Source organism: Pseudomonas sp. GW822-FHT03F04, assembly GCF_058801405.1.
The window spans coordinates 444,695-469,732 of the sequence record NZ_JBXANF010000006.1 but is presented as its reverse complement, the minus strand read 5'-3'; the positions used below and the strand labels follow the sequence as shown (position 1 = coordinate 469,732).

24 protein-coding genes are annotated in these 25,038 nt (G+C 61.6%); 13 read left to right on the top strand and 11 right to left on the bottom strand.

The window, feature by feature from the left end; genetic code table 11:
- Positions 1-66 precede the first annotated feature (66 nt).
- The 6 genes from AC1RMX_RS17195 (at position 67) to AC1RMX_RS17170 (ending at position 7,424) form a co-directional block, all read left to right on the top strand.
- Entirely contained in the window at positions 67-2,130 is a 2,064-nt protein-coding gene (locus tag AC1RMX_RS17195) for a TonB-dependent receptor plug domain-containing protein (RefSeq protein WP_493072595.1), read from the top strand.
- Positions 2,131-3,063, top strand: a complete 933-nt coding sequence (locus AC1RMX_RS17190) for an ABC transporter substrate-binding protein (RefSeq protein ID WP_192558734.1) — start codon at positions 2,131-2,133, stop codon at positions 3,061-3,063.
- Positions 3,060-4,961: an ATP-binding protein gene (locus AC1RMX_RS17185; RefSeq protein WP_102620998.1), complete on the top strand. Its 1,902-nt coding sequence runs from the start codon at positions 3,060-3,062 to the stop codon at positions 4,959-4,961. Before AC1RMX_RS17190 ends, AC1RMX_RS17185 begins: the two co-directional genes overlap by 4 nt.
- Before the next feature lie 247 nt (positions 4,962-5,208).
- The gene (gene fabA, locus AC1RMX_RS17180; RefSeq protein WP_003227150.1) at positions 5,209-5,724 is read left to right on the top strand and encodes a 3-hydroxyacyl-[acyl-carrier-protein] dehydratase FabA; all 516 of its coding nucleotides are present in this window, start codon (positions 5,209-5,211) and stop codon (positions 5,722-5,724) included.
- An 11-nt stretch (positions 5,725-5,735) separates the two neighbouring features.
- Positions 5,736-6,956: a beta-ketoacyl-ACP synthase I gene (gene fabB, locus AC1RMX_RS17175; protein WP_096818004.1), complete on the top strand. Its 1,221-nt coding sequence runs from the start codon at positions 5,736-5,738 to the stop codon at positions 6,954-6,956.
- Between the two features lie 279 nt (positions 6,957-7,235).
- Complete coding sequence (locus AC1RMX_RS17170; RefSeq protein ID WP_096818006.1) at positions 7,236-7,424, top strand: hypothetical protein; 189 nt, start codon at positions 7,236-7,238, stop codon at positions 7,422-7,424.
- Between the two features lie 96 nt (positions 7,425-7,520).
- Here the strand turns inward: AC1RMX_RS17170 and AC1RMX_RS17165 are convergent, their stop codons facing one another.
- The 7 genes from AC1RMX_RS17165 to AC1RMX_RS17135 form a co-directional block, all read right to left on the bottom strand.
- On the bottom strand, positions 7,521-8,063 hold the full coding sequence (locus AC1RMX_RS17165) for a DUF2058 domain-containing protein (protein ID WP_007957793.1): 543 nt from the start codon (positions 8,061-8,063) through the stop codon (positions 7,521-7,523).
- A 26-nt stretch (positions 8,064-8,089) separates the two neighbouring features.
- The gene (gene mazG, locus AC1RMX_RS17160) at positions 8,090-8,923 is read right to left on the bottom strand and encodes a nucleoside triphosphate pyrophosphohydrolase (RefSeq protein WP_096818637.1); all 834 of its coding nucleotides are present in this window, start codon (positions 8,921-8,923) and stop codon (positions 8,090-8,092) included.
- Positions 8,924-8,928: 5 nt separating this feature from the next.
- Positions 8,929-11,172: a GTP diphosphokinase gene (gene relA, locus AC1RMX_RS17155; protein ID WP_096818008.1), complete on the bottom strand. Its 2,244-nt coding sequence runs from the start codon at positions 11,170-11,172 to the stop codon at positions 8,929-8,931.
- 124 nt (positions 11,173-11,296) lie between these two features.
- Positions 11,297-12,649 (bottom strand): 23S rRNA (uracil(1939)-C(5))-methyltransferase RlmD, encoded by a 1,353-nt coding sequence (gene rlmD, locus AC1RMX_RS17150; RefSeq protein ID WP_493072588.1) that lies wholly within the window; start codon positions 12,647-12,649, stop codon positions 11,297-11,299.
- Entirely contained in the window at positions 12,649-13,551 is a 903-nt protein-coding gene (cysM, locus tag AC1RMX_RS17145) for a cysteine synthase CysM (protein ID WP_096818012.1), read from the bottom strand. Before cysM ends, rlmD begins: the two co-directional genes overlap by 1 nt.
- A gap of 170 nt (positions 13,552-13,721) precedes the next feature.
- The gene (locus AC1RMX_RS17140; protein WP_493072587.1) at positions 13,722-15,146 is read right to left on the bottom strand and encodes a histidine kinase sensor domain-containing protein; all 1,425 of its coding nucleotides are present in this window, start codon (positions 15,144-15,146) and stop codon (positions 13,722-13,724) included.
- Positions 15,133-15,855, bottom strand: a complete 723-nt coding sequence (locus AC1RMX_RS17135; protein WP_493072586.1) for a response regulator transcription factor — start codon at positions 15,853-15,855, stop codon at positions 15,133-15,135. Before AC1RMX_RS17135 ends, AC1RMX_RS17140 begins: the two co-directional genes overlap by 14 nt.
- Positions 15,856-16,071: 216 nt before the next feature.
- Here AC1RMX_RS17135 and AC1RMX_RS17130 point away from each other — a divergent pair, with 216 nt between their 5' ends.
- Together AC1RMX_RS17130 and AC1RMX_RS17125 are read left to right on the top strand one after the other, a co-directional pair.
- Entirely contained in the window at positions 16,072-18,825 is a 2,754-nt protein-coding gene (locus AC1RMX_RS17130) for a response regulator (RefSeq protein ID WP_493065948.1), read from the top strand.
- Positions 18,826-18,908: 83 nt separating this feature from the next.
- On the top strand, positions 18,909-19,898 hold the full coding sequence (locus AC1RMX_RS17125; RefSeq protein ID WP_102621004.1) for a 2-hydroxyacid dehydrogenase: 990 nt from the start codon (positions 18,909-18,911) through the stop codon (positions 19,896-19,898).
- Between the two features lie 10 nt (positions 19,899-19,908).
- Here AC1RMX_RS17125 and AC1RMX_RS17120 read toward each other — a convergent pair whose 3' ends face one another.
- On the bottom strand, positions 19,909-20,379 hold the full coding sequence (locus AC1RMX_RS17120) for a hypothetical protein (protein ID WP_096818020.1): 471 nt from the start codon (positions 20,377-20,379) through the stop codon (positions 19,909-19,911).
- 133 nt (positions 20,380-20,512) lie between these two features.
- Between AC1RMX_RS17120 and AC1RMX_RS17115 the strand changes: the two genes are divergently transcribed.
- Both AC1RMX_RS17115 and AC1RMX_RS17110 read left to right on the top strand, forming a co-directional pair.
- Positions 20,513-20,947, top strand: a complete 435-nt coding sequence (locus AC1RMX_RS17115; RefSeq protein ID WP_096818023.1) for a hypothetical protein — start codon at positions 20,513-20,515, stop codon at positions 20,945-20,947.
- Positions 20,947-21,351: an META domain-containing protein gene (locus AC1RMX_RS17110; protein WP_096818024.1), complete on the top strand. Its 405-nt coding sequence runs from the start codon at positions 20,947-20,949 to the stop codon at positions 21,349-21,351. Before AC1RMX_RS17115 ends, AC1RMX_RS17110 begins: the two co-directional genes overlap by 1 nt.
- Before the next feature lie 39 nt (positions 21,352-21,390).
- Here the strand turns inward: AC1RMX_RS17110 and AC1RMX_RS17105 are convergent, their stop codons facing one another.
- Positions 21,391-21,858, bottom strand: a complete 468-nt coding sequence (locus tag AC1RMX_RS17105) for a TlpA disulfide reductase family protein (protein WP_493072585.1) — start codon at positions 21,856-21,858, stop codon at positions 21,391-21,393.
- 114 nt (positions 21,859-21,972) lie between these two features.
- Here AC1RMX_RS17105 and arsC point away from each other — a divergent pair, with 114 nt between their 5' ends.
- The 3 genes from arsC to AC1RMX_RS17090 are packed head-to-tail and all read left to right on the top strand — an operon-like array spanning position 21,973 to position 23,346.
- Positions 21,973-22,326 carry an arsenate reductase (glutaredoxin) gene (arsC, locus tag AC1RMX_RS17100; protein ID WP_011335489.1) on the top strand — a complete coding sequence of 118 codons (354 nt, stop codon included), beginning with the start codon at positions 21,973-21,975 and terminating at the stop codon, positions 22,324-22,326.
- A complete protein-coding gene (gene wrbA / locus AC1RMX_RS17095) occupies positions 22,323-22,919 on the top strand; it encodes an NAD(P)H:quinone oxidoreductase (RefSeq protein WP_192558739.1) in 597 nt (198 codons plus the stop codon). The genes arsC and wrbA overlap by 4 nt, the downstream gene beginning before the upstream one ends.
- A gap of 1 nt (position 22,920) precedes the next feature.
- Positions 22,921-23,346 (top strand): DUF2069 domain-containing protein, encoded by a 426-nt coding sequence (locus tag AC1RMX_RS17090; RefSeq protein WP_096818030.1) that lies wholly within the window; start codon positions 22,921-22,923, stop codon positions 23,344-23,346.
- Between the two features lie 51 nt (positions 23,347-23,397).
- Here the strand turns inward: AC1RMX_RS17090 and AC1RMX_RS17085 are convergent, their stop codons facing one another.
- The gene (locus tag AC1RMX_RS17085; protein WP_096818031.1) at positions 23,398-24,072 is read right to left on the bottom strand and encodes a DNA-3-methyladenine glycosylase I; all 675 of its coding nucleotides are present in this window, start codon (positions 24,070-24,072) and stop codon (positions 23,398-23,400) included.
- 69 nt (positions 24,073-24,141) lie between these two features.
- A complete protein-coding gene (ttcA, locus tag AC1RMX_RS17080; RefSeq protein ID WP_096818033.1) occupies positions 24,142-24,966 on the bottom strand; it encodes a tRNA 2-thiocytidine(32) synthetase TtcA in 825 nt (274 codons plus the stop codon).
- Positions 24,967-25,038: the final 72 nt, after the last annotated feature.

Here is a 25,038-nt window from a genome sequence, read left to right as displayed (position 1 = left end):
TGCGTCGTGTTTTCTGGCACTCCCTCCCCGCGTTCGTCCCTGCTGTTGGCGCTGCTGTTCAGCCCGATGTTGCTGGCGGACGACCTGTTTCTCGACAGCGAGGCCTTGCCCCAGATCCTCACGGCAACGCGTCTGAAACAGTCCCCGGCGGAAGTCCCCGGCAGCATGACCGTGCTCGACAGCGAACTGATCAACGCCAGCGGCGCCCGGGACATCAGCGAGCTGCTGCGCCTGGTGCCGGGGATGATGGTCGGCAACATCAGCGGCAATCAGGCGGTGGTCAACTATCACGGCACCAACGCCACCGAAGCACGGCGCATGCAGGTACTGATCGACGGCCGCTCGGTGTACCGCGCCGGCCTGGCCACGGTGGACTGGAGCGACATTCCGGTGGCCATGGAAGACATCGAGCGCATCGAAGTCTTTCGCGGCCCGAACACTGTCAGCTATGGCGCCAACGCGCTGATGGCGGTGGTCAACATCATCACTCGCAACCCGGCGGACAGCCACGGCACACGGTTGAAAATCACCCGTGGCCAACGCGGCATCAACGATTTCTATGCCAGTCAGGGAACAGGCTGGAATGGCGGCGACCTGCGTCTGTCGCTGTCCGGCCAGGAAGATGACGGCTTCGACAGCGACCGCACCGGCGCCGATTACCGCGACAGCCGCCGCTTGAACCGCTTCAGCCTTGCGGTCAGCCAGACCCTCAGCGACAACCAGAGCGTGGACTGGCAGCTCAACGCCAAGGACGGGACCAACCAGCGGCCTTACACCTATCGCCCTGTGTTCTCGGGGATTACCGCCGCCGGGAACAATTCCGACGTGGTCGCCAAGGATTACGCCGGTTCGGTGCGCTGGAATCTGGACATCAACCCCGATCACAGCCTTTATGTACAAGGCTCGGCGCAACACTGGGACCGTCAGCAGACCTGGCGCGCCTGCGATGCCGAGGTGTCGTTCAGCCCGCAGCTGACGGAGTTGTGGCAACTCAACCCGAACTACACCGAGCAACTGGCGCGCAATATCACCCGCTTCATCGGGCCCGGTGCTGCACCCGGCACACCCACGGAAATGGCCTTGGCCAATCAAGTGCTCGATCAATGGCGCAATGGCGCCGGCCGGACTCTGTGCGGCGACATCGACCAGAGCGCCCGGGAATCGCGCTATGACCTGGAATTACAGGACACCCTCAGCCTGTCCGACAGTCTGCGTCTGGTCAGCGGCCTGAACTATCGTTACGACCGGGCCGATTCCGAGACCTATTTCAACGGAACGCTGGACGACACCACGTGGCGTGCGTTCGGCCAACTGGAATGGCGCGCCAGCGAACACTGGCTGTTGCAGGGTGGCGCCATGTTTGAAAACACCCAGTTGATCGGCAGTTCGCTGACGCCCAGGTTTGCCGTCAATTACCTGATCAACCCGCGCCACAGCCTGCGTGCGGTGTACTCGGAAGCGATCCGTTCACCGGACATGTTCGAGAACAACGTCAACTGGAGTTATCAGGTGACCAACCTGCGCCCGTCCGCCTTCGGCCAGTCTTCGGCCCGCTACTTCGTCAAGACCCGGGGCCCCGGCGATCTGGACCAGGAGCACATGCGCTCGCGGGAGCTGGGCTACAACGGCTTTTTCCCTGAATGGGGCCTGGCGCTGGACGTGAAGCTGTTCTACGACGAAATCACCGGGATGATCAGCGAGCCGCTGCGCAACAATCAGTACATCGCCAGCAACGCCAATGACTCGCGCTTTCGCGGCACCGAGACCCAGGTGGATTGGCGCCTGAGTGCGGCCGATCGGCTGCGCCTGACTTACGCCTACGTCGACGCCGAGGCGAGCAACCCGCTGGACCAGCAGTTCACCGCGCGCAACAGCGGCTCGGCCGGTTGGCTGCGCGATTGGGGCCAGGGCTGGAACAGCGCCCTCTTCTATTACGGTGACAACGCCCTCAACGGCTATCGCTTCGAGCGGGTCGACACGCGCATCGCCAAACGTATCCCGCTGGGCAAGACCCAACTGCAACTGGCCGGGGTGCTGCAACAGCGTCTGGACAATGAGCCGACCACCTTCGTCGACAACAACTACGACGAACGCCGGGTGATGTATTTCAGCGCCGAGCTGGAGTTCTAGATGCGCTACGCCCTGTCGCGGAAGATGCCAACGGCCGCCCAATGGCTGGCCGGGCTGTGCCTGTTCCTGACAGCCTGGCTGCACGGCGTGGCGGTGCAGGCGGCCGACATTCTTCTGACCGGCGCCGAGGAAAGCCCCGGCGTGCAATCGTTCGTGCAGGCCCTGAGCGAACTGCGCCCGACCGACCGCGTACATTTCCAGCCACTGGCGAGTCTGCCGGCGCCGGGCAAGCTGCCGTCCAGCCTGCGTCTGATTCTGCTGGACCTGCCGAGCCTCGACTGGCGCATGCAGGAACCCCAGGGGCCGGCGACGTTGGTTCTGCGCATCAGCCGTTTGCAGGCCCGACAACGCTTCGGCACTGCGCAACCGCCCCACTTGAGTCTGCTGTGGAGCGATCCGCCGCTGAGTCGCCAGTTACAACTGATCCGACGGATCCTGCCCCAGGCTCAGCGAGTCGGCGTGCTGTTCGATCAGCACAGCGAGTTCCTGCTCAAGGAGCTGCAATCGGCCGCCCAGCCGCTGAATCTGCAAATCGTCCCGCAGCGCTGGGACAACACCCACGACAGTCGCCCGTTGCAGACCGTGCTGAAAAACAGCGATGTGCTGCTGGGTCTCGACGATCCTGACCTGTACAACCCGAAAACCGCGAAAAACCTGCTGCTCAGCAGCTATTCGCGGCAACTGGCGCTGATCGGCCCGAACGTCTCGTTCGTACGCGCCGGCAGCCTCGCCAGTACTTACAGCGACCAGAGCGATTGGCTGGCGGTGCTCGACGAATTGCTCGACCGCCCGCCGGCCACCTGGCCGAGAGCGCTCTATCCCGAGCGTTTTAAAGTATCAAGCAATGCGCAGGTGGCTCGTTCATTAGGGATAGAACCGATGAATGAAGCGTCTGTTGCCGAAGAGCTGGCCCAAGGAGAGCGCCGCCCATGATTTTCCGCCGTTGGGACATCAATACCCGCACCCAGTTGATCAGCCTGGGTCCTGCGCTGTTGCTGACCTTGCTGCTGATCAGCTTTTTCACCTTCGTGCGCATCCAGGATTTGCGTCAGGAGCTGAACCACACCGGCCAACTGATCGCCAACCAGCTCGCACCCGCCACCGAATACGGGGTGATTTCCGGCAACAACGAAGTGCTGGAAAGCCTGCTCAAAGCCACACTGGCCACGCCGAACGTACGCTTTCTTGAAGTACAGGACAGCGCCAACCGCATTCTGGCGTATGTCGAACAACCGTCCGACACGCACAAACGCCCGCATCAGGTCGAAGTGTTCCAGTCGCCGGTGCGGCTGCAACGGATTGCCTTGCACAATGATTTCTTTCAGGACGGCAAAAGCAGCAACGGCGGCGCCAGCGAAGATTATCTGGGGCGGGTGATCGTCGGCCTGTCCAACGATGCCTTCAGTCAGCGCCAACAGGAAATCCTGCTCAAGGCCGGGATTCTGGCGCTGTTCGCCCTGCTCTTCACCTTTGTCCTGGCGCGGCGACTGGCCGGCAGCCTGTCGCAGCCGATCCGCGATATCGGCGATGCGGTCAAGGCGATTCAGGACGGTGACTACAAGACCCCGCTGCCAATTGTCGATGACACCGAGTTGGGCGCCCTTTCGCAACACATCAACAATCTGGCCCAGGCCCTGGAACAGGCTAGCCGCGAACAGCATCAGGCCATGGCGCAACTGATCCAGACCCGCGAAGAGGCGGAAAAGGCCAACAACGCCAAATCGGATTTTCTGGCAATGATGAGCCATGAACTGCGCACCCCGATGAATGGTGTACTGGGCATGCTGCAACTACTCGAAACCACCGAAATGACCGAGGAGCAGATCGAATACGCGGCGCTGGCCTCCGAGTCCACCGAGCACTTGCTCAAGGTGATCAACGACATTCTGGACTTCTCGCGCATCGAGCGTTCGGAACTGGAGCTGGAGCACATTCCATTCAACCTCGCCGACCTGATCGGCGCGTGCGCGCAGTCGTTCCAGCACAGTGCGGCGCAACGCGGCCTGGAGTTGCAACTGCGGATCCCCGAAGACCTGCGCGGCTTGCAGGTGCAGGGCGACCCGACGCGGATCCGGCAGATTTTGGTCAATCTGGTGGGCAATGCGCTGAAGTTCACCGAGCAGGGGCGCGTCAGCATCGAGGCCCAGTGGCAGTCGCTGGATCACGAATTGCTGTGGTTCACCTGCTCGGTGCGCGACAGCGGCATCGGGATTTCTTCGGAAAGCCTGGAATTGATGTTCAACGCATTCCAGCAAGCCGACAGCTCGATTTCGCGTCGTTATGGCGGAACCGGTCTGGGCTTGCCGATCGCACGCACCCTGGCCGAGCGAATGGGCGGCACCTTGCGCGCGCAAAGCGAAGAAGGTCGCGGCTCGGTGTTTACCCTGGAAATTCCGTTGGCTCTATATAAGCAGGCATTGCCTGCACTGGCAGCGCCGCGTGCAATCGATGGCAATGCGCACGGCGAAGGTCGCAATGTCTTGCTGGTGGAAGACAATCCGGTCAACCAGACCGTGATCGAGGCAATGTTGCGCAGTCTGGGCTTCACTGTGAGCGTCGCCACCGACGGTATGCAGGCCGTGCGCAGTGCCGGGGGCAGTCGTTACGAAGCTATCCTGATGGATTGCCGCTTGCCGATCATCGACGGTTACGAGGCGACCCGACAGATCCGCCGCCTGCCCGGCTGCGGTCATGTACCGATCATCGCCCTGACCGCCAACGCGTTGCAGGGCGACCGCGAAAACTGCCTGTCGGCGGGAATGAATGATTACCTGGCCAAGCCGTTCAAACGTAATGACCTGCAGCAGATTCTGCAGCGCTGGGTGCAGTAGGGAGGCCCTTTCGAGCATCTGCGACTGGCGTGAAAAGCGAAAGTGCGGCAGTCTTAGGCACCCGAACGAGCCTCAAAAGGGGCTTGAATAAAAATTTCAGTGCACAAGTGTACATTCATGTCCTTGGTGCTGTGACTTTCACCACAACGCAATAGTCTATGAGTAGGCTGCCGGTTCGAGGCATGAACGCGTCGATCGGTCGGGAAGATTTGCCCCACCTGCCGCATGGGATTATTGAGGAGCTCGCATGACCAAACAAAACGCCTTTACTCGGGAAGACCTGCTGCGCTGCAGTCGCGGTGAGCTGTTCGGCCCAGGTAACGCGCAACTGCCCGCCCCGAACATGCTGATGGTGGATCGCATCACCCTGATCAGCGAAGAAGGCGGCAAGTACGGCAAAGGTGAATTGGTCGCCGAGCTGGATATCAACCCTGACCTGTGGTTCTTCGCTTGCCACTTCGAGGGTGATCCGGTGATGCCGGGCTGCCTGGGTCTGGACGCCATGTGGCAACTGGTCGGCTTCTTCCTGGGCTGGCAAGGTCTGCCGGGCCGCGGCCGTGCGCTGGGTTCGGGCGAAGTGAAATTCTTCGGCCAGGTCCTGCCGACCGCCAAGAAAGTCACCTACAACATTCATATCAAGCGCGTCCTCAAAGGCAAGCTGAACCTGGCCATCGCCGACGGTTCGGTGACTGTCGACGGTCGCGAAATCTACACCGCCGAAGGCCTTCGCGTCGGCGTGTTCACCTCCACTGACAACTTCTAAGGGTTATTCGCATGCGCCGCGTCGTTATCACTGGTCTGGGCATTGTTTCGTGCCTGGGCAATGACAAAGAGACCGTCTCCGCTAACCTGCGTGCAAGCCGCCCTGGCATCCGGTTCAACCCGGAATATGCCGAAATGGGTCTGCGTAGCCAGGTTTCCGGCTCCATCGACCTCAACCTTGAAGAACTGATCGATCGCAAGATCTATCGCTTCGTCGGCCACGCAGCGGCTTACGCCTACCTGGCCATGAAAGACGCCATCACCGACTCCGGCCTGACCGAAGAGCAGGTGTCCAACCCGCGTACCGGCCTGATCGCAGGTTCCGGTGGTGCGTCGACCCTGAACCAGATGGAAGCGCTGGACATCCTGCGCGAGAAAGGCGTCAAGCGCGTCGGCCCATACCGCGTCACGCGGACCATGAGCAGCACCGTTTCGGCGTGCCTGGCCACTCCGTTCAAGATCAAGGGCCTGAACTACTCCATCGCTTCTGCCTGCGCCACCAGTGCTCACTGCATCGGTACCGCCATGGAACAGATCCAGATGGGCAAGCAGGACATCGTGTTCGCCGGTGGCGGTGAAGAGGAGCACTGGAGCCAGTCGTTCCTGTTCGACGCAATGGGCGCCCTGTCCAGCAAGCGCAACGACACCCCGGAAAAAGCCTCCCGTGCCTACGACGCCGACCGTGACGGTTTCGTCATCGCTGGCGGTGGCGGCATGGTCGTGGTCGAGGAGCTGGAGCACGCTCTGGCCCGTGGCGCGAAGATCTACGCGGAAATCGTTGGCTACGGCGCGACGTCCGACGGCTACGACATGGTGGCTCCAAGCGGCGAAGGCGCCATCCGCTGCATGCAGATGGCAATGTCCACCGTCGACACCCCGATCGACTACCTGAACACCCACGGCACCTCGACTCCGGTCGGTGACGTCGCGGAAATGAAAGGTGTGCGTGAAGTGTTCGGCGACAAGGCCCCGGCCATCAGCTCCACCAAGAGCCTGTCGGGTCACTCCCTGGGCGCCGCCGGCGTTCACGAAGCGATCTACTGCATGCTGATGATGGAAGGCAACTTCATCGCCGGTTCCGCCAACATCGACGAACTGGACCCTGAAGTGGCCGATCTGCCGGTGCTGACCAAGACCCGCGAAAACGCCACCATCAACACCGTGATGAGCAACAGCTTCGGCTTCGGTGGCACCAACGCCACCCTCGTGCTGAAGCGCTGGGAAGGCAAGTAATTCCTTCCTGCTGAGCCGCACATGAAAACGCCCCGACTGGTTCGGGGCGTTTTTTTTTCGCCTGGAGAAAAGCGCTTTTTCAGCAGCACCAAGATGAAACTTCTGTCATGCAACTTACTGCCCTGCGACCGAATGTCGCGTATTTGGCGGGCTCCAGGACTGTTGCAGATTTCGCAAGGATACATTGCACGAATCGAGCATTTACTTAGCAGGCTAACAAATTCTATAACAGAGGCCTGCACACGCCTTGCTGCAGATAACAGAGATTGGAGCTAGCAGATGACTGTAAAAGTAACTGAACGCGACGATTCACACATGTCCCATGAAGGCGTAGCCGCCGGTGTACGGATCTGGGATGTGCATCAACAAGACTTGCTGGTCGGCATGTTCCACAACGAGATCGACGCCCACAACTACAAGGCCGAACTGGAACTGCTCGAACGGCAACGTGACCAACGCTCTGCCTGAATCAAACCACAGCATTGAAAACGACAAACCCCGCCATGAGCGGGGTTTGTCGTTATTGGGCGTTTCAGCGCAGCTTCACAGCCCGGCGGGACCCGTTTACCACATCAGATCATCAGGGATCACATAAGCCGCGTACGGATCGTCCTCGGCATTGACCTCTTCAACCTTCTCGTTGAGCTGCACGATGCGCTGTGGATCGCGCTCCTGAATCTTCAGGGCCGCCTCACGAGGAATCACTTCGTAGCCGCCGGCATGGTGCACGATCGCCAGCGAACCGCTGCTGAGCTTGTTGCGCATCAGCGTGTTGACCGAGATGCGCTTGACCTTCTTGTCGTCGACGAAGTTGTAGTAGTCCTCGGTGGTCAGCTTCGGCAGACGCGAGACTTCGATCAACTGCTTGACCTGCGCGGCGCGGGCCTTGGCCTCGGCCTTCTCCTGCTGCTGACGGTTCAGCTCCTGGTCGCGCTTGACCTTCTCGGCCTGAGCTTCCTGGGCAGCGCGCTGCTGGGAGTCGTCCAGTTCGATCTGGCCTTTGTGGGCCAGACGCTGTTGTTTCTGCTTGTCTTTGCTGACCTGTTTGGCCTGCTTTTGGTTGACCAGTCCTGCCTTGAGCAACTGGTCGCGAAGGGAAAGGCTCATTGATGCTTACTCACTTGGGCAACGGCTCAGCCGCAGCTGGGCAAATTCTTTTCCTGACGTTTGGCTTCACCCCACAGGGCGTCCAACTCTTCGAGGGTGCAATCTTCTATGGGTCGGTGGGTGTCGCGCAATGCCTGTTCGATAAATCGGAAACGTCTTTCGAACTTGCCATTGGCGCCACGCAGCGCGGTTTCCGGATCGACCTTCAGATGCCGGGCCAGATTGACCACGGAAAACAGCAGGTCGCCGATCTCGTCGGCCACCGCTTGCGGGTCATTCTCGGACATGGCTTCGAGCACTTCATCAAGCTCTTCGCGCACCTTGTCCAGCACCGGCAACGCGTCCGGCCAGTCGAAACCGACCTGCCCGGCGCGCTTCTGCAACTTGGCCGAGCGGGACAATGCCGGCAACGCGGCGGGCACATCGTCAAGCAATGACAGTTGCTGCGGCGCGGTGGATTTCTCGGCGCGTTCTTCGGCCTTGATCTCCTCCCAGCGCTGCTTGACCTGCTCTTCGCTCAGGCGCGGCACGTCCAGCGGCGCATACAGATCGCCAGTGGGGAATACATGCGGGTGACGACGAATCAACTTGCGGGTGATGCTGTCGACCACACCGGCAAACTCGAACCGCCCTTCTTCCCGCGCCAGCTGGCTGTAATACACCACCTGAAACAGCAGATCGCCCAACTCGCCCTGCAAGTGATCGAAGTCGCCGCGCTCGATGGCGTCGGCGACTTCGTAGGCTTCCTCGAGGGTGTGCGGGACGATGGTCGCGTAAGTCTGCTTGATGTCCCACGGGCAACCGAACTGCGGGTCGCGCAGGCGATTCATCAGGTGCAACAGGTCTTCAAGGCTGTAGATCGATTTCATGGAGTCCGGTTACGCCGCGTCTCGATGATGTTCGGCAACTGGGAAATCCGCCCCAGCAACCGCCCCAGTGCGTCCAGCCCCGGAATCTCGATGGTCAGGGACATCAACGCCGTGTTGTCCTCCTTGTTCGAGCGGGTGTTGACCGCCAGCACGTTAATCCGCTCGTTGAGCAGCACCTGCGAAACGTCACGCAGCAGACCCGAACGGTCGTAGGCGCGAATGACAATGTCCACCGGATAGGTGAGCACCGGCACCGGGCCCCAGCTGACCTGAATGATCCGCTCCGGCTCACGCCCGGACAGTTGCAGCACCGAGGCGCAGTCCTGACGGTGAATGCTCACGCCGCGGCCCTGGGTGATGTAACCGACGATCGCATCGCCCGGCAACGGCTGGCAGCAGCCGGCCATCTGGGTCATCAGGTTGCCGACGCCCTGGATCTGAATGTCGCCGCGCTTGCCCGGCTTGTAGCCGGTGGCCTTGCGTGGAATCAGTTCCAGCTGTTCGTTGCCGCGTTCCGGCTCGACCAGTTGTTGCGCCAGGTTGACCAGTTGCGCCAGACGCAGGTCGCCGGCCCCGAGGGCGGCGAACATGTCTTCGGCGGTTTTCATGTTGGCCTTGTCGGCCAGCTTGTCGAAATCCACCGCCGGCAGACCGAGGCGATTGAGTTCGCGCTCGATCAGGGTCTTGCCGGCTGCGACGTTCTGATCGCGAGCCTGCAACTTGAACCAGTGAACAATCTTCGCCCGCGCCCGGGACGTGGTGACGTAACCGAGGTTCGAGTTCAGCCAGTCGCGGCTCGGCGTACCGTGCTTGCTGGTGATGATCTCGACCTGCTCGCCGGTCTGCAGGCTGTAGTTGAGCGGGACGATCCGCCCGTTGATCTTGGCGCCACGGCAGTTGTGACCGATTTCGGTGTGCACGCGGTAAGCGAAGTCCAGCGGCGTCGCACCTTTCGGCAAGTCGATGGCATGGCCGTCAGGGGTGAAGATGTAGACCCGGTCCGGTTCGATATCGACCCGCAACTGTTCAGCGAGGCCACCGATGTCGCCCAGTTCTTCGTGCCACTCGAGCACCTGACGCAGCCAGGAGATTTTCTCTTCGTAGTGGTTCGAGCCGGACTTGACGTCGGTGCCCTTGTAGCGCCAGTGCGCGCAGACGCCGAGCTCGGCCTCTTCGTGCATCGAATGGGTACGGATCTGGACTTCCAGCACCTTGCCTTCCGGACCGATCACCGCGGTGTGCAGCGAGCGGTAGCCGTTCTCTTTCGGGTTGGCGATGTAGTCGTCGAACTCTTTCGGAATGTGCCGCCACAGGGTGTGGACGATGCCGAGCGCGGTGTAGCAGTCGCGCATTTCCGGCACCAGCACGCGCACCGCACGCACGTCGTAGATCTGGCTGAACTCCAGACCCTTGCGCTGCATTTTGCGCCAGATCGAATAGATGTGCTTGGCCCGGCCGCTGATGTCGGCGTCGACGCCGGTGGCCTGCAATTCGTCCTTGAGCTGCGTCATCACATCGGCGATGAAACGCTCGCGGTCGAGCCGCCGCTCATGCAGCAACTTGGCGATCTGTTTGTATTGGTCGGGTTCCAGGTAACGGAAGGACAAGTCCTCCAGTTCCCACTTGATATGGCCGATGCCGAGTCGGTGGGCGAGCGGCGCATAGATGTCGAAGACTTCCCGGGCGACCCGGTTGCGCTTTTCGTCGTCGGCGGTTTTCACCGCGCGGATCGCACAGGTGCGTTCGGCAAGTTTGATCAGTGCGACGCGTACGTCGTCGACCATCGCCACCAGCATCTTGCGCAGGTTTTCCACCTGGCCCTGAGTGCCCATCACCATCGATTGGCGAGGACTGAGGCTGGCGCTGATCGCGGCCATGCGCTGCACGCCGTCAATCAGTTTGGCGACCACCGGACCGAAGCGCTGGCTGACCGCTGCCAGTTCGATCTGGCCTTCGCGCACGCCACGGTAAAGCACCGCCGCGACCAGCGAATCCTGATCCAGCTTGAGGTCGGCAAGAATCTCCGCGATTTCGAGGCCGGTGCTGAAACTGCCGCTGCCTTCGGTCCAGAGATTCTTGGCCGCATTGGACTGTTGCTCGGCCTGTCGAGCGAACTCACAGGCCTCTTTCAAGGCTTCGCGATCCAGTGCCAGATCGACACTGACCGCATGATCGAGCCAAGCCTCGAGATTGATACTGCCGTCGGTGTTGATCGGCTGGTGTGCTCTCACCTGTACCATCTTGCTTTACCTTCCCTACGACGCAGATTCAATGCGTCAAATCACTGACCTGTATTGCCCGTTCGCACTCGCGGGGCTAAGACGAGCGCTGCACGGGCGGACCAGTCGGATCAGACGAGCCATCCTAGCTCGCTTCAAATAACGCCATGGCCTCGACATGTGCCGTCTGAGGAAACATATCGAGAATCCCGGCACGTTTTAACCGGTAGCCCTGCTTGATCAATTCGACCGTATCGCGCGCCAGAGTTGCAGGGTTGCACGACACATAAACCAACCGCTCGGCACCCAGGGTCGCGAGCTTGCGCACCACCTCGAAAGCACCGTCACGCGGTGGGTCCAAGAGTACCGCAGAAAAGCCGTTTCCGATCCACTCGGCATCGGTCAAAGGCTGGGATAAATCGGCCTGAAAAAACTTTGTGTTATGCAAATTGTTGCTAGCGGCATTCGCCGCGGCCCGATCGACCATCGTCTGCACGCCTTCGACCGCTACTACTTCGCGCACAGCTTTGGCCAGCGGCAAGGCAAAGTTGCCGAGACCGCAGAACAGGTCGAGCACGCGCTCATCGGCGGTTGGTTTCAACCACTCCAGGGCCTGGGCAACCATGGCTTCGTTGACCCCGGCGTTGACCTGGATGAAATCTCCCGGCCGCCAGGCCAGTTCCAGATCCCACGGCTCCAGGCGATAGCCCAGCGACTGCGTGACATCGACCGGTTGCGGCCCGTCTTCGCCGTGCAGCCACAACTGCGCCTGATGGAATGCGCAGAAATCCTTGAGGATCGTCAGGTCGGCCTCGGACAGCGGCGCCATGTGACGCAGCAGAACGGCCAGGGACGAACCACTGAATAATTCCACATGACCCAGCGCCTGAGGTTTGCTCAGGCGACGGAGCATCTCCGGCAAACGGGTCATGATCGGTTGCAAGGGCTGTACCAGCACCGGGCATTCGCTGATCGCCACGATGTCCTGGCTGCCGGCGGCGCGGAAACCGACTTCGAGCGTTTTGGCCTTGCTGTCCCAGCGCACGGCCACCCGGGCGCGGCGACGGTAGCCGAATTCCGGACCGGTCAACGGTGCAGCCCATTCTTCAGGCTCGACACCGGCGACCCGCGAAAGCTGTTCGGCGAGCATGCGCTGTTTCAGGGCAAGCTGTTCGCCGTGGGGCAAATGCTGAACGCTGCAACCGCCACAGCGGCCGGCGTGCTGACAAGGTGCCGGGCGACGCAACTCGCTGGCCGTGAACACACGTTCGGTACGCGCCTCGACCACTTTGCCGTGGGCGCCCAGTACCCGCGCCTCGACCTCTTCACCCGCCAGGGCGCCGAGGACAAACCAGGTTTTGCCTTCAAAAAACGCGATGCCGCGACCGTCATTGGCCAGGCGCTCGATGTTCAAGCGCTGCTTTTTGCCGGTCGGGATTTGCGGGGCCTTGCTACCGCCGGTGGGCTGGAAGCGCAGGCCTCTCTCGTGCTTGGCCATCAGTTGGGCGCGTCGAAAATGCCGGTCGACAGGTATCGGTCGCCACGGTCACAGATGATCGCGACGATCACCGCGTTTTCAACTTCTTTGGACAGGCGCAGCATCGCTGCCACCGCACCGCCCGAGGACACGCCGCAGAAGATGCCTTCTTCGCGGGCCAGACGACGGGTGACGTCTTCGGCTTCGCTTTGCGCCATGTCGACAATGCGATCGACCCGATCGGCCTGATAGATCTTCGGCAGGTATTCCTGCGGCCAGCGGCGAATGCCGGGAATGGCCGAGCCTTCCATCGGTTGCAGACCGATGATCTGCACACTGTCGCTTTGCTCTTTGAGGTAGCGCGACACGCCCATGATGGTCCCGGTGGTCCCCATGGAACTGACGAAATGAGTAATGGTGCCCTGGGTCTGGCGCCAGATTTCCGGGCCGGTGGTGGTGTAGTGCGCTTCGGGGTTGTCGCCGTTGGCGAACTGATCCAGCACCTTGCCACGACCTTCGGCTTCCATCCGCTGGGCGAGATCGCGAGCGCCTTCCATGCCCTCTTCCTGGCTGACCAGAATCAGCTCCGCGCCATAAGCGGTCATCGCCGCTTTACGCTCGGCGCTGGAGTTGTCCGGCATGATCAGGATCATCTTGTAACCCTTGATCGCGGCAGCCATCGCCAGGGCGATCCCGGTGTTGCCCGAGGTCGCTTCGATCAGCGTATCGCCGGCGTGGATCTGCCCGCGCAACTCGGCACGGGTGATCATCGACAGCGCCGGACGATCCTTCACCGAACCCGCAGGGTTATTCCCTTCGAGCTTGAGCAATAGGGTGTTGCTGGTGACACCGGGCAGGCGCTGCAAACGCACCAGCGGCGTGTTGCCGACGCAATCGGCGATGGTTGGGTACTGCAAGGTCATGGCGTTTTTCGCAATCCGGACAGCGGGGGCGCCTATCATACCGGCAAACCTGCGCGGCCCATATCACGCAAAGTGTGGTGCTTATGGTTTCTTGGAATAAGCAGTAAAAGTCGCGCTGGTGGTGCGACTTTTTAATGAGTGTCAGCAGTGCTGACACTTTCTTGTACCGCTCAAACAATCTGCGGGCGATTCATGTTCACTGTGGGAGTTGGCTTGCCAGCGAAGGCGTCGGGAGTGACGGCACTGTCATCCGCCACCAACCGCAAATTCAATCGCAACCCTGACTCGCCGTTCTCAGCCCAAAGGCTCCCGCCCTGCCGCTGCACCGCATTCCTCGCAATGCTCAGCCCCAAACCAAATCCACCGTCCCCCGGCCGCGAGCCGTCGAGTCGGGTGAACGGCGAGAAGATCCGCTCCAGATCCGCCTCGGCCACACCGCCGCCCTCGTCCTCCAGCCATAGATGCCAGTAGTCCCCGTCACGCCGGCCATCCAGCCGCACGATGCCACCCGGTGGCGAATGACGGATCGCGTTGCGCAGGATGTTTTCCAGTGCCTGGGCCAGGGTATTGAGATTGCCGCGCACCCAGCACGATGCGTCCACCGCACATTGCAACTGGCCCACCGGACAGCAACTTTCGTAACAGGCGTTTTCCGTGAGCATTTCCCACAACGCCTGGATCTGGATCGCCTCGTCCGGCAGCGGTGCGCGTTCGGTTTCGAGCCAGGCCAGTTGCAGGGTGTCTTCGACCAACCGCTGCATGCCATCGACTTCGCGGCCAATGCGTTCGCGCAACGGCAACAAACCCTGCTCGCTTTCGCTGGCCACCCGCAGGCGACTCAGGGGGGTGCGCAGTTCGTGGGACAGGTCGCGCAACAATTGCTGTTGCAGGGCGACGGTCGATTGCAGGCGTTCGGACATCGAGTCGAAAGCCCGGGCCAGTTCGCCGAGTTCGTCCGGGCGCTGGGTAATGCCGCTCGACAGGCGCACATTCAATTGATCGGCACGCCACGCGTTGGCCTGCTCGCGCAGGTTGTTCAGCGGCACCACCAGCAAGCGATACAGACCCACACATAGCAGCAGGGTGAACAGGCCGGGAATCACGCCGTTGGTGATCACCCGCCAGAACACTCGGTATTTGCCCGGCAGGAATCGCTCAGGCAACTCGATGACCAGGCTGCCGGCGGAGGGTTCTGCGGGAAAGGGAACACGCAGCCACGGCCGGCCTTTCTTGTGAATCGGCCAGTCGAGCCCACGCAGAAAGGTCAGGTGCTGGATTTCCTTTTCGTTCAATGGATCACGGCTCAGCGACTGCAAGTTGCCGTCGATCACACCGACCCAACCAGCTTCGCGCAATTCCATGCTCTGCAACCAGCGGTCGACGCCGTCACGCTGATCGCGCCGCCAAGCCGCTTCGGCTTCGGCGGCATAACGCGTGAGCGTGCCGCGAGCCTCGTCGGAGAGGAACTGATTGCGCTCCTCCATATAACGGCCCCAGGACCAGCTCAGCCAGATCATCAACAGACAGAACGCCACCAGCAGACAGGCCAGTTTCCAAAAAAGTGAATGGCGGCCCGGCAGGTCAGACACCTTCATCGATGGCGCTCAGTACGTAGCCCTTGCCCCACACCGTGCGCACTTCCCGCTCGGTGTAGCCGATCGATTTGAGTTTGCGGCGGATCTGGCTGATGTGCATGTCGAGGCTGCGGTCGTGGGCCGCATAACCGCGCTGAAGTACATGCTGATAAAGGAAAGCCTTGCTCAGCACCTCTTCATCATTGCGATTGAGGGTTTCCAGCAAGCGGTATTCGCTGCGGGTCAGGCCGGCCGGTTGATTGCAGTAAGACACTTCGCACTGCTCGTCGTCGAAGTGCAGACCGCCCGCCGCAACCGGCTCAACGCTGACCGCCGGACGCCGATCGAGAGCGACCCGACGCAGGATCGCTTCGATCCGCACGTGCAGCTCCGCCATGCTGAACGGCTTGGGTAGATAGTCGTCTGCCCCCAGGCGAAAACCGCTGATGCGATCGGCCTCGGCCCCCAGCGCCGACATCAGCAGCACCGGCGTGGAATGACTCTGGCGCAGTTGCGTCAGCACGTTCAAACCATCGAGGCCCGGCAACAGAATGTCCATCAACACCACATCGAACGGCTGGCGCCGGGCAATGCTCAGGCCTTCGCTGCCGTTCTGGCACCAGGTGACCTGGAAGCCGCTGCGCCCCAATTGCTCGTGAACATAGGCACCGAGCACGGGATCGTCCTCGATGGAAAGAATGCGTGGCTGGCCAACAGAGACAGGAGTCATGACTATCTGCAAATAATTCTCAGTTGGGCGATTATTCAAGATTGCCCGCCGCCCGGCAACCCAAGGTTGACCTGTCGGACAAATGACCGGCGCAGAAACGACGGATCGCGACATGATTTTTCCCGGGAATGCCCGCAAGCAAATCGCTACACTGCGCCCATGCCGCGTGCCGGAAGCACGCAAGAGTCAATGATCAGCGGGATGCAGGAGATAGGCGTGCTCAAGAAACTGGGAATCAAAGGTCGCGTGTTGTTGCTGACCCTGTTGCCGACCAGCCTGATGGCACTGGTGCTGGGCGGCTATTTCACCTGGACGCAGCAGTCCGACCTGCAGGCCCAATTGATGCAGCGCGGCGAAATGATCGCCGAGCAACTCGCGCCGCTGGTGGCACCGGCCATGGGTCACGGCGATTCCGATCTGCTCGAGCGCATCGCCACCCAATCCCTTGAACAGCCGGACGTGCGCGCGGTGACCTTCCTCGCACCCGACCGCTCACCACTGGCCCACGCCGGCCCGACCATGCTCAACCAGGCCCCCAGCGGCGACAGCACGCAACTGCTGCGGCGCAGCGGCAACGACGCCACCCGCTATCTGCTGCCGGTGTTCGGCAAGCATCGCAACCTCGCTGGCGAACTGATCCCTGAAGAGTCCGACCGCCTGCTCGGCTGGGTCGAACTGGAACTCTCGCACAACGGCATGTTGCTGCGCGGTTACCGAAGCCTGTTCGCCAGCCTGCTGCTGATTGCGGCGGGACTGGCCGGCGCCGCACTGTTGGCCCTGCGCATGGGCCGCACGATCAATCGCCCGATCAGCCAGATCAAACAGGCGGTCGCGCAACTCAAGGACGGTCATCTGGAAACCCGCCTGCCGCCCCTCGGCAGTCAGGAACTGGATGAACTGGCGTCCGGCATCAACCGCATGGCCGGCACCCTGCAAAACGCCCGGGAAGAATTGCAGCACAGCGTCGACCAGGCCACCGAAGACGTGCGCCAGAACCTGGAGACCATCGAGATCCAGAACATCGAACTGGACCTGGCCCGCAAGGAAGCGCTGGAAGCGAGCCGGATCAAGTCCGAGTTCCTCGCCAACATGAGCCACGAAATCCGCACGCCGCTCAACGGCATCCTAGGTTTCACCCACCTGTTGCAAAAAAGCGAACTGACCCCGCGCCAGCTCGACTACCTGGGCACCATCGAAAAATCCGCCGACAGCCTGCTGGGGATCATCAACGAGATTCTCGACTTCTCGAAGATCGAGGCCGGCAAACTGGTGCTCGACCATATTCCGTTCAACCTGCGCGACCTGTTGCAGGACACCCTGACCATCCTCGCCCCCGCGGCCCACGCCAAGCAGCTGGAACTGGTGAGTCTGGTCTATCGCGACACGCCGCTGTCGCTGGTCGGCGATCCGCTGCGGCTCAAGCAGATCCTTACCAACCTTGTGAGCAACGCGATCAAGTTCACCCGCGAAGGCACCATCGTCGCCCGCGCGATGCTCGAAGAAGAACACGAAGACAGCGTGCAACTGCGCATCAGCATTCAGGACACCGGCATCGGCCTGTCGAACCAGGACGTGCGCGCCTTGTTCCAGGCCTTCAGCCAGGCTGACAACTCGCTGTCGCGTCAGCCCGGCGGCACCGGTCTGGGGCTGGTGATTTCCAAGCGTCTGATCGAACAGATGGGCGGCGAGATCGGCGTCGACAGCACCCCGGGCGAAGGCTCGGAGTTCTGGATCAGCCTGAGCCTGCCCAAGACCCGCGACGATGCCGAAGACCTGCCCGCCGCGCCGTTGCTCGGCCGCCGGGTAGCGGTACTGGAAAACCACGAACTGGCGCGTCAGGCGTTGCAGCATCAACTGGAAGACTGCGGGCTCGACGTCACGCCGTTCAATACTCTGGAAAGCCTGACCAATGGCGTCACTGGCGCCCACCAGACCGATCAGGCCATCGACCTCGCCGTGCTCGGCATCACCAGCAACGACATGCCGCCGGAACGACTCAACCAGCACATCTGGGACCTCGAACACCTCGGCTGCCGGGTACTGGTGTTGTGCCCGACCACCGAACTGACGCTGTTCCATCTATCGGTACCCAACCCGCACAGCCAGCTCCAGTCCAAACCGGCCTGCACGCGCAAACTGCGCCGGGCACTGTCGGACATGGTCAACCCGCGCCAGACGCGCAGCGAACCCGGCGAACCGCTGTCGAGCCGTGCACCGAAAGTGCTGTGTGTCGACGACAACCCGGCCAACCTGTTGCTGGTGCAGACCCTGCTCGAAGACATGGGCGCCAAGGTGCTGGCCGTCGAAAGTGGCTACGCGGCGGTCAAGGCTGTGCAGAGCGAAACCTTCGATCTGGTCTTGATGGACGTGCAGATGCCGGGCATGGACGGGCGCCAGAGCACGGAGACGATCCGTCAGTGGGAAAGCGAACGCCATTGCACACCGCTGCCGATCGTCGCCCTCACCGCCCACGCCATGGCCAACGAAAAACGCGCACTGCTGCAAAGCGGCATGGACGACTACCTGACCAAACCGATCAGCGAACGGCAACTGGCCCAAGTGGTGCTGAAGTGGACAGGACTGGCACTGCGCAATCAGGCACCGGACCGCAACAGCGAAAGCCTGGCGGGCCATCAGGACCTGCCGGTACTCGACCAGGAAGAAGGCCTGCGTCTGGCCGCCGGCAAGGCGGATCTGGCGGCGGACATGCTGGCCATGTTGCTGGCGTCCCTTGAGGCCGACCGCGAAGCGATCCGCAGCGCCCGCGACAGCCACGACCAGACCGGCCTGATCGAACGGGTGCATCGCCTGCACGGCGCCACCCGCTACTGCGGCGTTCCGCAATTGCGCGCGGCCTGCCAGCGCAGCGAAACCCTGCTCAAACAGGAAGACCCCAAGGCTTCCAGCGCTCTGGATGAACTGGAGCGGGCGATCAATCGTCTGGCGGCGCAGGCGAAGATCAGCGCCTGATCCACGGCAATGCCGATCAACGCCGACGCGGCTAAAGTGGTCGCGGGTGATTCGCGCCCGCGTCGATGCTTCAGGAGGATTGCATGCGCACGATCGTTTTCAGCAGCCAGACCTACGACCGCGACAGTTTTCTCGCCGCCGACTGCCCGGCCGGCATCGAGCTGCACTTTCAACCGGCCCGACTGAGTCTCGACACGGCACCGCTGGCCGACCGGCACGAAGTGGTCTGCGCCTTCATCAACGATGACCTCAGTGCTCCCGTGCTGGAACGTCTGGCGGCCGGCGGAACCCGGCTGATCGCCCTGCGCTCGGCGGGTTACAACCATGTCGACCTGAGCGCCGCCAAACGCCTGGGACTGGTCGTCACGCGCGTACCGGCCTACTCGCCCCACGCGGTGGCCGAGCATGCGGTGGCGCTGATTCTTGCGCTCAATCGCCGACTGCACCGAGCCTACAACCGCACCCGCGAAGGCGATTTCAGCCTGCACGGCCTGACCGGTTTCGATCTGGTGGGCAAGACCGTCGGCATTGTCGGCACCGGCCAGATCGGCGCGACGTTCGCGAAAATCATGCACGGTTTCGGCTGCGAGCTGCTGGCCTTCGACCCGTATCCAAACCCGGCCGTCGAAGCCCTGGGTGCGCGCTACCTGAGCCTGCCGCAACTGCTCGAACAATCGCAGATCATCAGCCTGCACTGCCCGCTCAACGAGCAGAGCAAACACCTGATCAACCGTGATTCGCTGGCGCACATGCAGCCGGGCGCGATGTTGATCAACACCGGTCGCGGTGGTCTGGTAGACACCCCGGCGCTGATCGACGCCCTGAAGGACGGTCAACTGGGTTATCTGGGGCTGGACGTTTATGAGGAGGAAGCGCAGCTGTTTTTCGAAGACCGCTCCGACCTGCCATTACAGGACGATGTGCTGGCGCGGCTGCTGACTTTTCCCAACGTGATCATCACCGCGCATCAGGCGTTCCTGACCCGCGAGGCGCTGGGCGCGATTGCCGCCACCACCCTGCACAACATCGCGACCTGGGCGGCAGGAACGCCGCAGAACCAGGTCGAGGGCTGACAATCGATCGTCAGGCCGGAGGCGTAGCCGGGGAAATCGCCACCCAGAAAATCAGCAGCGCCAGCCAGCCGAAGCCAATCAGTCGCTGCTTGAGGGAATGGCCCCGGCGCAGCAGGAACCAGACAAAGATGATCGGCATCAGGAACGCCATGACCTTCAGCCAGCCCTCCACCGGGCGAGAGCCATCGGCATTCAACTGAAGTTCGACCGCTTGTTCGGCCTGTTGCCGGCGCCGGCGTCCAGCGGCGGCGGGCATTACTTTCGGCGCCGGGGCTGGAGTGGAAGCGGATTCTGCGACGAAAGCGTCGGCAACCGCCTTGTTCCGGGGCAGACTGCCAAAGGAAATCGTTGATGTCGCGGTGGCCGGTCGGGTCGCCTGCAGCGGTGCATGTTTCCCCGTCATCGGAGCCCCGCAATGAATGCAGGTCTTCGCTTCGGGGCTGATGCTCCGCTTGCATTCATAACATTCGATCAGCGCCATGTTCCGTTCCTTAGAGATGAAGGCGGCAGTTTGCCACGACTGTAGTGTCGATTTGAACCGGATCGAAGGTCGCAAGCGCGCGTTATTCTGCAATCAAGCCCGTGCTAGCATGTCGCGCATATTTGGAGGACCCATGGTCGAACACGATTTCCGCTACACCCTGATGAACCCGCAACACACCCTCACCGAATGCCGCGCCCTCGTACCGGGCCGTTATCAGGTTACCGGCAACGGTGGCTCGATCCGTATCGGCGACGTGCTGGTCGTGACCCTCAAAGGCAGCAAGGACTTGTCCATGCGCCTGACCGTCGACACCGTCCGCCACCTGATCAACCCGCCGGGTCAATGGACCGCGATGACCACCGGCCCGGTGTTCGGCGAACTGGCGATCCACACCTGGCAGGTCAACTGCGACAGCTGCGCCAAGGAACTGAGCTTCGAATTCGCGGTGGACGCCAAGCTCGGCAAACCGGCAGAAAAACCGGCCGCCACGGCGCGTATCGCCGAACTGGGCTGGAAAGCCGTCGATGACAAGCACCTGTGCCCGAAATGCCAGGAGCCGGTGTGATGAAACACCTGGCCCTGACCGCCGCTGTCGGCGCCGGCCTGATGGGTTGCGCCGCGGAGCCTGTGCAACTGCAACAGAACCGCAGCTACATTCTGGAGTGGATCGGCGAACGGCCACTGATGGACTACAGCCACCTGACCGTGACCTTGGGCGATGATGGCCGGGCGTATGGCAATGGCGGCTGCAACCATTGGTTCGCGCCTTACACCCTGGAAGGCGACAAGCTCAGCTTCGGCAAGATCGGCAAGACCCGCAAACTGTGTGCCCCGGCGCTGATGGAGCAGGAGCAACGCTTCCTCCAGGCGCTGGAGCGTGTGGAGCGCTGGGATATCTCGCCAATCGAGCAGATGCGTTTCTGGCCTGCCGAGGGCAAGCCATTACGCTGGTGGCTGGAAGAAGGCTGAGCCTTCCAATCGTTCCCACGCACAGCGTGGGAACGATCCTCAGTTGGCCGCCTTCAACGCCTCAAGCTTCGCCATTACCCCCGCCGCCGTCTGCTCGCCCATCAACTGTTCCCGCACCTTGCCCTTGTTGTCGATGATGTAGGTCACCGGCAAGGCTTCGCTGCGCGGCAGTTCGAACGAGTCCGCCGGATCCTGCGCCAGCACGGTGAACTTGATGCCGAGTTTCTCGCTGGCACCTTTCAGTTCTTCGCCCTGCACGTTGTCGAAGTTGACCCCGAACACACCGATCTTCTTGCTCTTGAGCTCGTCCGCCAGATGATTGAGTTCCGGGATTTCCGTGCGGCACGGACCGCACCATTCGGCCCAGTAGTTGAGCACGACCCATTGTTTGTCCAGACGCTCGGACGCCACCTTCTGCCCGTTCTGGTCAATGCCGTAGTCGTTACCGCAGCCCCCCAGCATCAACGCCCCGATGATCGTCAATGCCGCTGCCAGTCGCCGTGTCATGTCATGTTCCTTGTCAAAAATTGAATGCGCCTGCGACCCATCGCCTCCCAAGGTTCTGGATTGCGCGCTGCACAGTTAGAATAGCCGCCACTCTACGCAAGAAGCGACCCGCCCATGACCGATCTGACGCTTTATCACAACCCGCGCTGCTCGAAATCCCGCGGTGCGCTCGAACTGCTCGAAGCCCGTGGCCTGACGCCGAACGTGGTGCGCTACCTCGAAACGCCGCTGGACGCCGCGCAAATCAAGGCGTTGCTCGGCAAGCTGGGAATCAGCGCACGGCAACTGCTGCGCACCGGCGAAGACGAATACAAGACCCTGAACCTGGCCGATGCCAGTCTCACCGAGAAACAATTGATCGAAGCCATCGCGGCGCATCCCAAGTTGATGGAGCGCCCGATTCTCGAAGCCGGCGACAAAGCCGTGATCGGCCGTCCACCGGAGCAGATCCTGGAGCTGTTGCCGTGAGTGCGCCATACATTCTGGTTCTGTATTACAGCCGCAGCGGTTCGACCAACGAGATGGCCCGGCAGATTGCCCGTGGCGTTGAGCAGGCGGGCCTCGAAGCGCGCCTGCGTACCGTGCCGGCGATCTCCACCGAGTGCGAAGCCGTGGCACCGGACATTCCCGATGAAGGCGCGCTGTACGCCACGCTGGATGACCTGAAGAACTGCGCCGGCCTGGCCCTTGGCAGCCCGACCCGTTTCGGCAACATGGCCGCGCCGCTCAAGTACTTCCTCGACGGCACCAGCAACCTGTGGCTGACCGGCGCGCTGGTCGGCAAACCGGCTGGCGTGTTCACCTCCACCGCCAGCCTGCACGGCGGTCAGGAAACCACGCTGCTGTCGATGATGCTGCCGCTGCTGCACCACGGCATGCTGATCACCGGTCTGCCCTACAGCGAGTCGGCGCTGCTGGAAACCCAGGGCGGCGGCACGCCTTACGGTGCCAGCCATCACGCCGGGGCCGATGGCAAAAGCGGTCTCGATCAGCACGAAGTGGCGCTGTGCCGCGCACTGGGCGCACGCCTGGCCAAAACGGCTTTGAAGCTGGGGAACTGAGATGGCGAAAAAGCCGAAAATCCTGCCCGCCGTCGAATGGCTGGAGCCACGGGTAAGGGCAATGCGGGTCGTCAGTCTGCTGTGTTTCTTTGGATTGGCCGGACTGCTCGCCGCTTATTACCTGCTGTTCGCCGACCTGCATGGTGCGCGGCCGTGGGTGATTCTGCTGATCGAGCTGATCCCGTGGATCGTGCTCGCACCGGGCATGATCATGGGCAGCGCCCGCGGGCATTCGTGGATGTGCTTCGTGGTGAACCTGTATTTCATCAAGGGCGCACTGGCGGCGTATGACCCGAGCCGGCAGCTGTTCGGCGTGCTGGAGATGATCGCCAGTCTGGCGGTGTTCTGCTCGGCGCTGCTGTATGTGCGCTGGCGGTATCAGCTGAACCGCAAACTGGCCGGCGAAGGCGAAATCTCCGTCGCCTGACAGCTGTCCCGAGATCGTTCCCACGTTTAGCGTGGGAACGATCACTCGGTCTCAATGATTGACGGTATACGCCAGCATCATCGATATCTGGCTCATCGGTCGCCCGCCGCTTTCTTCATGCCACTGGTTGAACGCGCTCTGCACCGTCGCCAGATCCCGCAGACTGCTCGGCACCTTGTCGACGATCTTCTGTGCATTCAACGCCGCGACCACGTCGTAGCTCGGCACGAACGTGTCCTTGCCAACCATCCGCAGAAAGCGTGGCGCCGACAGCCCGCCCAATTGATGGCCGTGCTTTTTCAGGTAGGTCCACAGGCCAACGATATCGGTCACCGGCCAGTCGGCGAGCAACGCGCCGAAACTGCCCTTCTCTTTCTCGACGTCCAGAATGAACTGCGCATTGCGCGGCACACTTTTGAGTTTGCCCAGGTGGCGGATGATCCGCGCATCCTGCATCAGCCGCTCAAGGTGTTCGGCGCTCATCAGCACGACTTTTTCCGGGTCGAACTTGAAGAACACTTCCTCGAAGGCCGGCCACTTGGCGTCCACCAGACTGTGCTTGAGCCCGGCGCGAAATACCCGCAGGGCCATGGTCGAGAGATAACGGTCGTCGCTGATCTGGCGCAGTTGCGCCGGGGTCTTGGGAACGGGCAGATGGGCTTCCAGTTCAGCCGCCGAACCGAAGCGGTTCAGACAGTATTCGTGCAGCCACTTGTAATCGCGCATGCCCTCTCCTAGAAAACGAATTGAAAACGGCGCCCGCGAGCGCCGTTTTTTTTCAAGCGATCGGATCGCTTACAGGTTCACCACGTTGACGAAACGCGAAGCGGCGGTTTCATCAATCTTCAGGCTGGTGAAATCGAACAGATTACGGTCAGCCAGTTGCGACGGGATCACGTTCTGCAGGCTGCGGAAGATGCTTTCGGTACGACCCGGGGTCTTGCGTTCCCAGTCCTGAAGCATTTCCTTGACCACCTGACGTTGCAGGTTTTCCTGGGAACCACAGAGGTTGCACGGAATGATCGGGAATTGCTTGAAGTCCGAGTAGGCCTGGATGTCTTTCTCGTTGCAGTAGGCCAGTGGACGGATCACCACGTTGCGCCCGTCGTCGGCGCGCAGCTTCGGCGGCATCGCCTTGAGGGAGCCGTTGAAGAACATGTTGAGGAAGAACGTCTCGACGATGTCGTCGCGGTGATGACCGAGGGCCATTTTGGTCGCGCCGATTTCGTCGGCGAAGGTGTACAGCGTGCCGCGACGCAGGCGCGAGCACAGCGAGCAGGTGGTCTTGCCTTCAGGAATCAGCTCCTTGACCACCGAGTACGTGTCTTTCTCGACGATGTGGTACTCGATGCCCAGCTCTTTCAGGTAGGCCGGCAGCACGTGCTCGGGGAAGCCCGGCTGCTTCTGGTCCATGTTCACGGCGACGATCTCGAACTTGATCGGTGCAACCTTCTGCAGGTGCATCAGCACGTCGAGCATGGTGTAGCTGTCCTTGCCCCCGGACAGGCAGACCATGACCTTGTCGCCGTCTTCGATCATGTTGAAGTCGGCGACCGCTTCGCCGGCCAGGCGGCGCAGGCGCTTTTGCAGTTTGTTCTGGTTGACCGTAAGAGTGCCCATGACGCGAAATCCGTGAGGTGTGACGAAAGGCGGGCATTTTACGCAAAAACACCGGGGTTGTGGCCACAGGTT

Excerpts from the sequence above, each read along its gene's own strand:
- AC1RMX_RS17195 (WP_493072595.1), top strand. The coding sequence starts at position 67 with ATGTTGCTGGCGGACGACCTGTTTCTCGACAGCGAGGCCTTGCCCCAG.
- AC1RMX_RS17190 (WP_192558734.1), top strand. The coding sequence starts at position 2,131 with ATGCGCTACGCCCTGTCGCGGAAGATGCCAACGGCCGCCCAATGGCTG.
- AC1RMX_RS17185 (WP_102620998.1), top strand. The coding sequence starts at position 3,060 with ATGATTTTCCGCCGTTGGGACATCAATACCCGCACCCAGTTGATCAGC.
- fabA (WP_003227150.1), top strand. The coding sequence starts at position 5,209 with ATGACCAAACAAAACGCCTTTACTCGGGAAGACCTGCTGCGCTGCAGT.
- fabB (WP_096818004.1), top strand. The coding sequence starts at position 5,736 with ATGCGCCGCGTCGTTATCACTGGTCTGGGCATTGTTTCGTGCCTGGGC.
- AC1RMX_RS17170 (WP_096818006.1), top strand. The coding sequence starts at position 7,236 with ATGACTGTAAAAGTAACTGAACGCGACGATTCACACATGTCCCATGAA.
- AC1RMX_RS17165 (WP_007957793.1), bottom strand. The coding sequence starts at position 8,063 with ATGAGCCTTTCCCTTCGCGACCAGTTGCTCAAGGCAGGACTGGTCAAC.
- relA (WP_096818008.1), bottom strand. The coding sequence starts at position 11,172 with ATGGTACAGGTGAGAGCACACCAGCCGATCAACACCGACGGCAGTATC.
- rlmD (WP_493072588.1), bottom strand. The coding sequence starts at position 12,649 with ATGGCCAAGCACGAGAGAGGCCTGCGCTTCCAGCCCACCGGCGGTAGC.
- cysM (WP_096818012.1), bottom strand. The coding sequence starts at position 13,551 with ATGACCTTGCAGTACCCAACCATCGCCGATTGCGTCGGCAACACGCCG.
- AC1RMX_RS17140 (WP_493072587.1), bottom strand. The coding sequence starts at position 15,146 with ATGAAGGTGTCTGACCTGCCGGGCCGCCATTCACTTTTTTGGAAACTG.
- AC1RMX_RS17135 (WP_493072586.1), bottom strand. The coding sequence starts at position 15,855 with ATGACTCCTGTCTCTGTTGGCCAGCCACGCATTCTTTCCATCGAGGAC.
- AC1RMX_RS17125 (WP_102621004.1), top strand. The coding sequence starts at position 18,909 with ATGCGCACGATCGTTTTCAGCAGCCAGACCTACGACCGCGACAGTTTT.
- AC1RMX_RS17120 (WP_096818020.1), bottom strand. The coding sequence starts at position 20,379 with ATGGCGCTGATCGAATGTTATGAATGCAAGCGGAGCATCAGCCCCGAA.
- AC1RMX_RS17115 (WP_096818023.1), top strand. The coding sequence starts at position 20,513 with ATGGTCGAACACGATTTCCGCTACACCCTGATGAACCCGCAACACACC.
- AC1RMX_RS17110 (WP_096818024.1), top strand. The coding sequence starts at position 20,947 with ATGAAACACCTGGCCCTGACCGCCGCTGTCGGCGCCGGCCTGATGGGT.
- AC1RMX_RS17105 (WP_493072585.1), bottom strand. The coding sequence starts at position 21,858 with ATGACACGGCGACTGGCAGCGGCATTGACGATCATCGGGGCGTTGATG.
- arsC (WP_011335489.1), top strand. The coding sequence starts at position 21,973 with ATGACCGATCTGACGCTTTATCACAACCCGCGCTGCTCGAAATCCCGC.
- AC1RMX_RS17090 (WP_096818030.1), top strand. The coding sequence starts at position 22,921 with ATGGCGAAAAAGCCGAAAATCCTGCCCGCCGTCGAATGGCTGGAGCCA.
- AC1RMX_RS17085 (WP_096818031.1), bottom strand. The coding sequence starts at position 24,072 with ATGCGCGATTACAAGTGGCTGCACGAATACTGTCTGAACCGCTTCGGT.
- ttcA (WP_096818033.1), bottom strand. The coding sequence starts at position 24,966 with ATGGGCACTCTTACGGTCAACCAGAACAAACTGCAAAAGCGCCTGCGC.